The 12,690-nt window shown below is 42.0% G+C and carries 8 protein-coding genes and 1 tRNA gene; 7 read left to right on the top strand and 2 right to left on the bottom strand.

The features are described from left to right. Positions 1-38: 38 nt before the first annotated feature. The 6 genes from K8R76_00360 to K8R76_00335 all read left to right on the top strand — a co-directional run bounded on the left by K8R76_00360 (position 39) and on the right by K8R76_00335 (position 9,762). Positions 39-115 (top strand) — tRNA-Met (locus tag K8R76_00360). 452 nt (positions 116-567) lie between these two features. Next, a protein-coding gene (locus K8R76_00355; protein ID MCD4846623.1) for an IS3 family transposase occupies positions 568-1,685 on the top strand; the annotation gives its coding sequence in 2 pieces (ribosomal slippage) (positions 568-829 and positions 829-1,685; 1,119 coding nt in all). 484 nt (positions 1,686-2,169) lie between these two features. Beyond that, a complete protein-coding gene (locus K8R76_00350; GenBank protein ID MCD4846622.1) occupies positions 2,170-4,677 on the top strand; it encodes a hypothetical protein in 2,508 nt (835 codons plus the stop codon). 525 nt (positions 4,678-5,202) lie between these two features. Beyond that, positions 5,203-6,336: a 6-bladed beta-propeller gene (locus K8R76_00345; protein ID MCD4846621.1), complete on the top strand. Its 1,134-nt coding sequence runs from the start codon at positions 5,203-5,205 to the stop codon at positions 6,334-6,336. A gap of 275 nt (positions 6,337-6,611) precedes the next feature. Then, positions 6,612-8,534: a carboxypeptidase-like regulatory domain-containing protein gene (locus K8R76_00340; protein ID MCD4846620.1), complete on the top strand. Its 1,923-nt coding sequence runs from the start codon at positions 6,612-6,614 to the stop codon at positions 8,532-8,534. A gap of 46 nt (positions 8,535-8,580) precedes the next feature. After that, a complete protein-coding gene (locus K8R76_00335; protein MCD4846619.1) occupies positions 8,581-9,762 on the top strand; it encodes a PQQ-binding-like beta-propeller repeat protein in 1,182 nt (393 codons plus the stop codon). 1 nt (position 9,763) lies between these two features. Here K8R76_00335 and K8R76_00330 read toward each other — a convergent pair whose 3' ends face one another. Beyond that, the gene (locus tag K8R76_00330; GenBank protein ID MCD4846618.1) at positions 9,764-11,047 is read right to left on the bottom strand and encodes a hypothetical protein; all 1,284 of its coding nucleotides are present in this window, start codon (positions 11,045-11,047) and stop codon (positions 9,764-9,766) included. Between the two features lie 287 nt (positions 11,048-11,334). Here K8R76_00330 and K8R76_00325 point away from each other — a divergent pair, with 287 nt between their 5' ends. Then, the gene (locus K8R76_00325; GenBank protein MCD4846617.1) at positions 11,335-11,595 is read left to right on the top strand and encodes a hypothetical protein; all 261 of its coding nucleotides are present in this window, start codon (positions 11,335-11,337) and stop codon (positions 11,593-11,595) included. A gap of 103 nt (positions 11,596-11,698) precedes the next feature. Here the strand turns inward: K8R76_00325 and K8R76_00320 are convergent, their stop codons facing one another. Further along, positions 11,699-12,565 (bottom strand): hypothetical protein, encoded by an 867-nt coding sequence (locus K8R76_00320; GenBank protein ID MCD4846616.1) that lies wholly within the window; start codon positions 12,563-12,565, stop codon positions 11,699-11,701. Positions 12,566-12,690: the final 125 nt, after the last annotated feature.

Here is a 12,690-nt window from a genome sequence, read left to right as displayed (position 1 = left end):
GACAGCATCAGCATCTTTCCTATAATGCGCCCTGCAGACGCGGGGTGGAGCAGTCTGGTAGCTCGTTGGGCTCATAACCCAAAGGTCGCAGGTTCAAATCCTGTCCCCGCTACCATCAGAATAAGGTCGCTTGGAGTAATTCAAGCGACCTTTTTATATTTATACAATCATTCCCAATAGATTGTTACTAGCTTTAATTGTCCTGGATTCCTATCCTTATTCCACCTCTCTGAAACAAGAGCACCCATCGTGGAGGATACTAACCTCTCTAGAGAGACTCCCAGTCAGGCGACTTCAATAAAAAGACCTGTATATGCTCCACCGCTGGATCAAAAGGAAACGCCGCGATTCCCCAGGGGCTGATACGGACATCCAGGTACCAGCCCTGTACCGGAATATCCTCTATCCTGATGAAGCATACCATATCTGGTGAAGTAAGTACTGGTAATATGCTTCTCTCAAGAGTGGTATTTATACCCGAAATGTTAAATACTTCCGTAGCCTCCCCCATTTGAGCGACAGTTATTAGAATGAGACTTTCTGCGAAAACCAATCCAGGAGGTCGAGTTGAAAAGGTCAAGATTCACAGAAACACAGATAGTAGCAATTCTTACGGAAGCAGATGCAGGAATGGCTGTGACAGAGGTGTGTCGCAGGCATGGTATCTGCGGGAATATTTTCTACAACTGGAAAAAGAAGTATGGCGGAATGGGCGTTCCGGAGGTCATACGATTGAAAGAGCTTGAGGTCGAGAACAGTCGCCTGAAACGCATGTATTCCGATCTCAGCCTTGAGAATGATGCTTTGAAGGAATTAATCTCAAAAAAGCTCTGACGCCACCGGAACGCCGGGAATCAGCATCTTTTCTGGTGGCGGAGCAGGGATTGAGTGTAGTGAAGGCCTGTGCTGCAGTTGGTCTATCCAGATCAGCCTGGTACCGTGCACCAGTAGACAGGCTTGAGAGGGATCGAGAGGTAATAGATGCCCTTCAGGAGCTTGTAGAGAAGAAACCCAGATGGGGATTCTATTTATGCTACAACAGACTGAGGCTGGATGGGCACAAGTGGAATCACAAACGAGTTTACAGGATTTACAGGGAGCTAGGCTTGAACATTCGCAGAAAGACAAAGAAGAGGTTGCCCATCAGAGATCCGCTGCCTATGGAGGTGCCAGACCGTCCTAATGCTATCTGGTCACTGGACTTCATGAGCGATTCTCTTTACTTCGGAAAGCGATTCAGAACACTGAACATCATGGATGAGGGGGTCAGAGAGATCCTTCACATCGAAATAGACACCTCTCTTCCCGGAGCAAGAGTGGTGGAAGCCCTGGAAAGACTGAAGACATGGAGAGGTTTACCGGATGCCATCAGGAGCGATAATGGCCCTGAATTCATCAGCCAGGTACTTGCTGATTGGTGCGAAGAGAATGGAGTTGAGCTGCGACACATCGAACCCGGAAAACCCAACCAGAACGCTTACATAGAAAGATTCAATCGCACTTATCGTGAGGAGGTTTTGAACGCTTATTTGTTCGATAGTCTGGATCGTGTTCGAGAGATTACCGAGAATTGGATGAGAAGTTATAATGAGTGGCGGCCGCATAGCTCTCTTGGGGGCTTGCCGCCAACCGTTTACAGAGAAATGTTAACTGCAGATGTCTCCTCTTATGAACTGTCCTCTTAACAGGGGGGCTTACGGGCGATAATCAGACTTCCTATACCGAATCGGATTAAATATATTTATACATTGTGTGTATTCCCTCTATAGAAGATGATTTAGGTAGGTTATCAGATGTTCGATATTTCTATTCGAGTAGTTATTCCAGTTGCATTATTCCCACCAATAGCATTCACTCTATATGGAATCATACAGAAGCGGAAGAAGAATCTTAACGATGCCTTGGATTATATGGAAGACAAGATTAGAGAGAAAAAGATCGATACTCGGAGGAATGTAAGCTTAGAGGGATCTCCAAGTTTTGCTGGATGCTACAAAAGTCGCATTCTGCGTACGCTGTCATGTGATCTATCATTGATATTACAAAAATCCTACTTTAATCCAGGTGATCTCGATGATGCCTTAAGTGATATAGATAGAAGAATAAAACACCTCAGAAAATTCACATAACCTACCTATTATTTCGTCAATATTGTATTGGAGGGAACAATTGAAACCTATTACTGCTCTTGATGTAAAGAAAATAGTTAATACTTTTGATATTAATCCATCATTGCATAGCGAAGATCTACTAAAAAATATAATTAGTTCAGAACGCAGGCATTTCGGAAATCATCTATTCTTTGAGTATGTATTCTATAAAGACCCATATATAGAGAATAAAGCTAATACACTTATAAGAGAAATAGTACAGAACAACAAACTAATTTATGTTGTCCATGGATACTCAAAGAACGGTAAGTCAACTTTTATTAATTATGTGTGCAATAAATCTGGCAAACCAGGTAGTCAGAAGACACTCATTCCACTTATTATTGATTTTGAGAAATACAGCGAAGATACTTACTCTCAGCGTGTGAAATATTTACTGCTAAGTGAGTTTCCTTGTACTAACAAGGAGAGCATCAAGAATACCAATAGAATCCTCACTGATTTCTTAGACAGGTATGATTCATTTTTAACATCACTCAGTAAGATTTCCAGTGATATAAACCCGCGTATGTACTATTTTCAGGATTTCTGTAAAGAAATCAGATCAATGCTTAGAAACTTTATTGCAACGAGTGGGAAATTCATGGGATCATACGATGAGTACTATGCTGAACTGAAGGAAAGGATTAATGCTATTGACGCAATAGAATCTGCCCATACATTCGGATTCTATGTATTTTATCTTTTCTATAAGAATCGAGTCTATCTGCAGGATTACAATAATACTATATTACTAGTACTCGATAATATTGATGATTGTATGCATAAAGATGATATGAACTTCCTTGATAAGCCACAATTTGCTATTACTAGATTTATTAAGGAACTACTAAATCATTCGGAAATATCAAGATTGTTATTGAAATCATTTTTACCAAGCTCTCTAGACCAGAAATACTACTCTCTTCAAAATAGAATCAAGATAGTATATGTGCTACGTACAGCAAATATGTTCGTGTACGCATGGTATATTGATCACAAGAAGGCATCGGATTCTACAAGCAGCAATATATACAACGCCATGGGAGAAAGATTACTAAGATACACAGTCATGGATCAAACCAGAGGGATTCTGGAATCAAAATTAGAATTCTATAATGCACTTCTGGGTCATAGAGACATCAAATTTATAAAAGTGGAGCGTCCAGCCGGATTCAGAATGATTAAATACTTAGCCCTAGAGTTGAAGTATTCGGATGACCTCACTCCAGTTCACGAAATATTTAGACTCTGGAACGGGAGCAAAAGGCAGATTACTAAAGCAATCGGTGACAATTGGACTGGTATAAAGGACAAATATATGAGTGGCGAAGATCAACTCGAAGGGTTAGTGGAAAGTGATTTTAATAGAAGGTTTATTCTTATTAGAGGGTATTATTTACATCTATTCATGACACTTATCGATATATCTGATAAGGAACATAGTAAATTGAAGGTAATTATAGCATTATACAGTAATCATAATAAACGTGGACATAAGAATATGACACGTTATATCATAAACTATATTGTCAATGAGTCTTACAAAGAGAAGAAATACTTAGATAGAATAGGAAATATAAAATCTCATGGCACTACTCTAGATACTCTACTGGACGAACTGAATGATCTCATGAACAAAGTAAACAAAGGGAATGAACTCCCATATGAAAGATCAGAAGTGAAGGAGATATTCAGAGTAATCAGTGAGTTGAATATTGATAATCCAGGACAAATAGTGACAATGTATCAGAATGTATACGATAGAGGTACAAAAGAATACAGTCATAGATATGATATCAGTAAGATATTGAATCAATACGAGACTAGTGGTTTATGTATTCCAAATGAAGTACGGATATATGCGAATGATAATGCGTATTACCTAGCGGATAGTTTACTAACACATTATGAAGTAAATGCTGTAATGTGTAACGTGCAGAAACCAATGATTTGCTATGCTATGCGAACATCTGAACTAGGGGACTCATACGAACATTTTGGATTCTACAAACATATGAGGAATATATATAGCAAAACTGAAACAAGATTGAAACAAACACTTGAATACTACATCAGAAACATGATTGAAGGATTTCCACCACATCTTTTTGTTCAATCACCACTATTCTCAATACTTGAAGATGTAGAAAGCGATGATAAAGTACCTCTTAGAATCGGAGATTTCTATTTTAGAAAGTTAATCCATTCTCACATTAACTATCTGGACGTTTATAGGCGAGCATTACTAAACGGTGTACTAGGGAATTTCATTGAGGGCACAAAACTGCAGGCAATCAAAGCTGTTGAGAGTGTGATCTTGGACTATGCAAAGCTTTATGTGAAACTCTATGATTCAATAGATAAAAAACTCACAGAGTATTCTGACAAAATAAAAGGTCATAAAGAAAACAAGAGATTGAAAGATACATACAAAGGGGTGAAGAGGATTATTCGAGAAATAAATTCTGACTTACCTCCTGGGGAGAAAAACTTGAGAATCACCAAACCTGGAGTGGTCGAATAAGAACGCAGATAAAGACAATTCAGCAGTAATTGCGTAAGCCCCTCTGATAAAATGACAGTTGAATAGAGGAGGTGATCAGCATCTAACCATACTGCCTGCAAGCGACAGTTCGAATTCCCTGATATCTGAAATCGAATTGCCTTAATGTCATTGGGGCGGTGTACGAAACGGAAATCGAATCCGAGGTAATATGGTCAGTATTCCTCAGTTACAGCCCTTCTCGACATCTGCGAATCCCCTGATCCACATTAATATGTGGTTCAAACGAAGCTCGGTTTCCGCTACCAAAAATGAGGGTCGCTAGAAAATTAACTAGCGACCCTTTTCGTTCTTATTGATTCATTCTTCACTTAGATTAATTTAGGCCCCCAGGTTCATTCAATACAGTCTAACAGTGTAGTCCGCCTGAGTGATGCACGAAGGGTTGTGTTTAAGTAAAGACCAACGCATCTTACTTGTGACAATCACAAGCCTACGGAGGAGCTAAGAATCAGTAAAACCGACAAAAGAAGGCTATTATCTGCAGTGAAGTTTTCACTTCCTTGCATATTCTCCATCCTACTTATGAACTGCGGACAAACGGAGGAATACTTCCCTCTACCTGATATCGAATACAAACTCGAAGTGGTTGATTCAATCGGAGTGGAGTTCGGAGAGGAAGAATACATGTTGGCCTGGCCAACCGATCCAACCTATTCACCAGACGGCAGGATCTTTATAGTCGACAGACTGAAGCACGAAGTATCGGTCTTCTCAAAGCGGGGTGAATATCTGGAGAGCATAGGCAGGGAGGGTGAAGGCCCAGGTGAGTTCAATATGATGCCTAGCACTGTAGAAATGATCCCTGATGGCGGTGTTCTGATAGCATCCACGGACAGGTATGCAGTGTTCGACAGCTCCTTTGCATTTGTTGATCAGGATGTAGCAGATGGATACCGTATGATGTCTATCAAGAAAGTCCTGGACGATGGAAGCTTCATCGGTACTGAGATGAGTCTTGAAAGCGTGGAAACTGGTCCGGTATTCTCTATAACCCTCGGAAAATGGGAGTTATTCGAGGATGAACCGATTATCACTTTCTATTCCTACGAGAATACCTGGGATCTTAGCAGTCCTGGAACCATAGATTATACAGATAGCAGGGAGGATGGTCTCTCATATTGCGCTTCAATGGATGGACATGTTTTTTACGCTCGATCGTCAATAGATGAACTCTCCATACACTGCTGCAGTCCCGATGGATCAGAATATCTGCTTATAGAGGATGCGAATATTCATCGAGTAAGGAAAACTCAGAATGAGCTGGATGCTGAAATGCAGAGCTATATGAGTTTTTTCAACGCAATGGGGGCAAGATCAGGAAGGTCGGTCGACGACATAGAGCTAATCCTGGATCCCTACAGGAAAATCATCGAGGAAATGTTCACAGATAACCAGGATAGACTATGGGTGAGAATGGGAATCTATCCTGGAACTGTCTACCGTGTCTATGATTTCGACGGTAATGTTCTGTTCCATGCAGAAGTGGATTACGCCGGTAATCAACTGGATCTGAATAGCTGGGCCATCAACGGAGATGAGAATGGTATTCTTGCAGTTAATACATCCATGGAGTACTGTCAGAGGGTATACATACTGGAACTGGTTCTCGCAGAGTAGAAATGATCAACTCTCGTTTTCACTTGAGATACTTACAGGGAGATCAAGCCCTGTGTTTTCTGTGATTTCGAAAATCACTCAAGGCATTCTTTCTTATCCTCGTTCAGATCTCTTGAATCCTATGATCCACGATAATATCCGGTTCAAACGAAGCCTGGTCCGGGCTACCAAAAGGAACCCGGTCCATTGGGTCGGGTTCTTTCTTTATTGCAGTCCAGCGATTTTCGCTACATAGTTACTGAATGAATACTAAGTTGCCGACTTCAGTTCATTTATTGATGGTATTCGCCATCGCAAGTATTGCATTTTCCAGCGAAGAATCCTGCTCAATCGAGGGAACCGTATCTGACTCCGCTGGTAATCCACTTATCGGTGCTACCGTAATGGTCGTAGGTACCCCATATGGTGCGATGACGTATGCTAACGGCGGTTATTCCATCATCAACCTTGAACCAGGGGTTTACAGCGTTCAGGCTTGCATGGTCGGTATGCAAGCCAGTACGATATCAGAAGTATCTCTCGATGCCGGATCGGAGACTGAGCTGGATTTCACATTGACTTACTATTCATATGAACCCATAGAATACAGTTGGCCACTGTATGAACCTCCAGAGGAAAACTCCCTCCAAATTGAGCTAAGCCCCGATATAATCCCTTACTATGAAGATCTGGCTCTATTTGTCCACGGATCTGGAGATAATCAGGACGCAGTAAGAATCTTGCCAGAATTGGAAGGCAACACCTTCACTATAGGAGTTCCCTCTGACACATTCAACATTGTTTGGAGTCTTCCATTCACAATGGACCACTATGAGACCGTTGCTTCTCAGGAAATCAACGGTAATCGGATTATCCTGGAACTTGGGGATCGCAGGAATGATTCACCACAACAAGAACATGATCCAAGTGCTTCTGGATGGGACTGCCTTCAGGTTCTCGATGAATTCCCTGATGAATGGACCGCTGACGGATATAGTATCAGTAGCATTTCATTCAATCCATGGGACTACGGAGATCATAGATTAGCCTGGGCTGGTTTCATATCATATGCTGCTTTCTTCGAAAATACGGAAACCGATCCTGAATGGCAGATACTGCTCATATACACTGATCATCTTACCGTGCTTGAGGAAGGCGAAGAGCCTAAACACCTGTCATTTGAAATGGAAATTCTTAATCCAATCGTCTCCTTAACAGGGAAGTACATCCTTGGATTTCAGGCTGATGTTTCTCTGATGGCTGGTGAGGCTTTACTTATCGATGTCGAGGACATGAGTAGTTACAGATTTGATCCGCTACCAATTCAGGAGTTAGAAGAACAAAGCAGGACTGGATCTAGCTGCACAATAACCGTAACTGGCCCGGAGTGTGATTATTTCGTCTCTGATCTGGGCGATGTCTTTGCCTATTCCGATTCGATTACTGTCCGATATTCTAGTGATTATCTCGCTAGCTCAATGCTCTGCGATTCACTGAAATTTCATGTCGATCATGTTCTTGAGGATTCAGACGGCTACCTTTACTTCTTCGATGATTTCCTGCATCCAGATCAGATTCTCATCAGAAATCCCAATGGTGAATATCATCAGGTTCTGTTGGACTCAGATTACTGGCATGGAAGAAAGGAATTCTCTCCTTCCTCAAGTCTTCTACTGGCTTATGGAACATCTGCCTGGTCAAGCACAGGCATCTGCCTGAATGACATGCGTACCGGTCAGAATATCTGGCATGCCTGGGCATCGGAACCTATAAATGTATGCGTTCTTTCAAGGAATGCTGAATTCTATCTGGCGTCTCTGCCAGTTTCCTATCAAATGAATCATTGCATTGTTGCGCAGCTTGATGATCCAGAACATCCTTTTGTCCAATTCAGGGGATTCACCGATAAATGGATCATAATGATACCAATTTCTCTCAGTTCAACAGGATCGTCCTTCTGGAGGGTAAGGAACAGACATGATAACATCGGATTGGAACTTCCTTCCGAGTCTCTGGGTCGATTCGCTTTAATTAGCGAATCCGGTGAGTCGATCTGGGCTACCCCAATAAGAGATCTGTCAATTAGGGTTTTCCAGTATTCAAATTATTTCTACCTGGGACTGCAGAATATTGAGAATGATGTCTTTTCGGGAAATAGAATCATCTGGGACGATGGCAGAAGGATTTACATCACAAGTATTAATGAGACGCATGAGTAAGTTCTGATATGGATCTATTTTGGACTAGTTTAACGGGAGCAGCCTTATGAATACCATTACCATCTGCATTATAGGATTGATGGCATCGGTAAATTCAGATCTCCTTGTGGATCTACCCGCTGATCAGGAATCCATCTACGTGAATATTAGCTATGATCTGATTCCATTCGAAGAATACTATCCTGAACTACTCTGGGTTAAATCCGCTTTCTGGCCGGGGATAATTGGTTACTCCGAGGATTGTGTATTCTGTTCAGGAATTAACAGATGGCATTCAAGCGAAATATCAATTTTCTTTGCTGACGGTTCAAAAGAAGTATTGCACATCGTGCCAGGATGGCAACACGACTACTACGTAGCTATGCAGGATGATACTCTATACGCTATATCAACCGGAGACGATGATCTGGCGATGGATCTGTATACTGTTTCTATCTCCACAGGTGATATTCTAAGGACTCTATACATGCACGCGCCAGCAACTTCATCGCCTATCCTCATTGATGATATGGTTATCGTTTCTCTTCTTGATGGTAATCTCATTGCCCTTAAGCAGGATACTGTAGTATGGGGATACACTCTGAATTCACTTTCAACGGGGCCAATGCTTCTGCATGACTCCATGCTGCTATTTGGCACAAACAGCAGTTATACTGAGCCGGGCCATCATCTTGAGTGTTATAGTAAATATCTTGTTTCAGAAAGGGACTTGCGTATAAATGAGCCTTCGTTTTTTGCTCTGGATCCTGAAAATGGCGAACTTCTTTGGAGAACTCATCTTACAGATCATGTTGCTGGACCTACAAGCATAGTAGATGGAACTATATATGCTTCTTTAGATGATGGATCGATCATAGCTCTAGATATCGAAAGTGGTGATTTACGCTGGCAGGAACATGATTGTGTGGGTGAATTCGGTCGATTTGGGATCAGCGAGGATTACTTGCTTTGTTCTAGTGACAAAGGCACTCGATGTCTCGATCCAACCGATGGCAGGGAAATATGGAGTTCTGATTTAGTCAGCTGTGATGGCTCGGCAGGCGTGTGGAAAGATATTGTCTTTATACTCGATGGTCTTATTTTGGTTGCTCTTGATGGAGTTACAGGTGACAGGTTATGGCACTTTAATAGAGGATGGAGTAACGGAGAGATTTTAGTACATGGTGATTTGATCTATACAACTAGCCGAGACCATGTTTTCTGCCTGGAAATGAAACCTATCGACTGAGTTATTCGATTGCAATAAGATACACCCTTGAAAAGTCGGAGAAGATGACTCTGCTACCATCACTCGATAATGCTGCAGTTGCTCTAGTCCTATAGTTATGGGTCAGTTGATGTTCTCCATCGGACAGAAAGAGAGTATCACTCTCCCAGATCATATCACCATCTGGTTCGAGTAGTGTAAATATGCGTGAATTACGGGCTGGTGACTTAACAAGAAGCAACCTCCCTTTATCAGATATATCAAGCACTCTGGAATCACTCCAATAATCCCCGGATGAGATGTACGCAACTGAACTCTCCAGTGGTTTCATGAAATTCCCAATGATGAAGCAGGAAGGACATGTCTGTGGATATCTGACTATTGGTCTGGCTTCAACTATCCACATAGTCTCATTAGGACTGATCATGGGATTCTTTGTTTCAAGTTCAAAAAGTCCTGTAAATATTGGTTGTCCATTAGAACAATCATAGCAGATTATACCATTAGAGGTACTAATTAACACACAATTTCCTAATTCTCCGATAGCAAAACCATGTCTTCCAATGTAATGAGTAAGAAACCAGGGATTGTCTATCTCTGCAATAATACTATTGAGGTCATCTATTACAATGGATGAGATTTCTTGGCTATCATCAAACTGGATAATATCAGATGAGCTGTAATAGCTATTGAATTCGTTCTCAAGATTAGTGTATTTAAGAGTATCAACAGAACCAAGGTGTGAAAGTGAATGACGCGAGATGGATATTTCACTGTTTAAAGGGATGTAACTCAATACGCTATCATTATTCGAGATATGATAACCATTGATGATATCGGCAAACTCGGTCATCAAGTCATCTGGAAACATGAATTCGTTCATATTTGCATTTTCGAGATTGACGCAAGTAATTCTTGTCTGGGTGTGAGGAGAACATGGAGTGTCAGATGCTATTACACTCCCGTTATCCGAACTGTATATGAACCTTGGAGATTGATCAAGTTCGTACTGACGCAATCTAGGTTCATGGTCCTGGAGAACAACGATCTTGTCCTTAAAGAGGATCACCAACCTCCAATAGTCCTCCGAATCGGTGTTAATGAAGAAAGCGCTCATTCCTATTCTGGCGGTGCCACATAAAACAACAAATGGTTCGCCATATTCTAAAGGATCAATTATCGAATCCAGGGTCACGGTGTATGCGGGATTAATATTGCCAGGCACAGTATTATGACGATCAGAAGTGAGAAGTGTATCTGTACTACCGTACAACAGATAGAAAAGTAAACAGATTGTTGAGATCACGAGTGTATCAATCCAATCAGTATGAATCTAACAGCATATTGTACTATGTCTCGCTTCCATAGATTCATCAGAGTTACGTTGAACTGTTCAACATCGGATAATATCGCATGAAATTACTAATGTACCAATGATAAGTCCATTCCCTCTCATCAGTAAGGAAATCCTACTCTACTCATTCTCCTTGCTCCATGCTTAACTCCTTTGTAAATCCAGTGTACGGATACTGTTGGAATTGTGTACGAATCGGGTGCATATACCGTCCCCGCTACCAAAAGGAACCCGGTCCATTGGGTCGGGTTCTTTCTTTATTGCAGTCCAGTACAGTATCAGATTTTTCTCTTGATGCCGGATCGGAGACTGAGCTGGATTTCACATTGACTTACTATTCATACGATCAAATAGAGTACAGCTGGCCATTGTATCAACCTCAAGCGGAAGACTCTCTTCAGATTGAATTGAGCCCTGAGATTATTCCTCATTATGAAGACCTGGTTCTATTTGTCCATGGATCTGGAGATATGCACTCTCCTCTCGAACGTATTTCGTAATGCTCTTCTCAGAAGGCAGCATGGCAGGGAGCAGGACCGTCATAGTAAGATGAACAACCATCTTCTACCGTCGCAATCTCATTAAGTCCAGAGTACTGATTTATTAATCTACTGGAAATGAATCGGTTATCCGATCCCAGCTTCCTCCGTTTGCCAGGTGAAGACAACCCGAAGAGTCTATGCAGAGAAGATCGAATCCGCTTCCATCCACGTAGTTCACTTCCAGTTCCCATGGACCTGCGCCTGGACAGGGATCGTGCTCGGTCAGAGCAAGCTCATCTGAGGCGATGTTGTCGTAGATGTTGCCGGATTCATCGATCGCCAGCATCAGAATAAACCCTGTGTCCTGATTCTTCTCGATTTCAAATCTTTCCAGTTCCACGGTGAGCCCTATGAACTCCGATGATGCCCAACCCTCTTCGGAGTAGCCGTAAACCCGGCCGTCAGAACCGAGTAGGAATGGGAAAAGCGATTGAGTTTCGTCATCGATGAAGAAATCAATATCCCGGGCAGGGAAGGATGATACTCTGTCGGGAAGAATCTGCCAGTTCCCGCCTGTCGTCCCGAATGACAGAACTCCATTAGCGTCGATTGCCATAACCGATAGATTCACTTCCGTCAGGTTGAGAAGTAGGCTCAGAGAGGGAGAAACAGCTTCCTCCTGTGAATCGAGAAGTGTCGTCCATCCGGAACCATCTGTCTGGAACAGCTTCCCGTCTCTAGCGAAAACTAATATGAAGACTGTGTCATCAAGACCATCCAGCTTAACCAGCTCAATACTGTAAGGCTCCTCACCCGGACAGGGATCTCCAGTGAGCATCCAGCCCTGTTGAGTGAGTTCGTACAAATTCCCGCTATCATCGATGGCCATGATCAGTTCACCAAATTCGTCATGATATACTCCCAGGGCAGGCAGTGCAGTAGAAGCGGATACTATGGACAGTAACATGAATAACGGCATGAATTTCACTTTAAATGTCCCTCCAGGCTATGATTCAGAATATTGATTCCTTCCTGAAATTAACCATACGACCTGAAACAACCGCAGTCAAACATGTTTTCACGCAGATTTTCACTGGAAGTACCGCATCATGG

It is taken from the genome of Candidatus Aegiribacteria sp. (assembly GCA_021108435.1).
In the GTDB taxonomy this organism is placed as follows: Bacteria; Fermentibacterota; Fermentibacteria; order Fermentibacterales; family JCC-6; genus Aegiribacteria.
Note: the sequence above shows the minus strand (reverse complement) of the source record. Positions and strands in the feature narration are given on the sequence as shown.

Excerpts from the sequence above, each read along its gene's own strand:
- K8R76_00335 (MCD4846619.1), top strand. The coding sequence starts at position 8,581 with ATGAATACCATTACCATCTGCATTATAGGATTGATGGCATCGGTAAAT.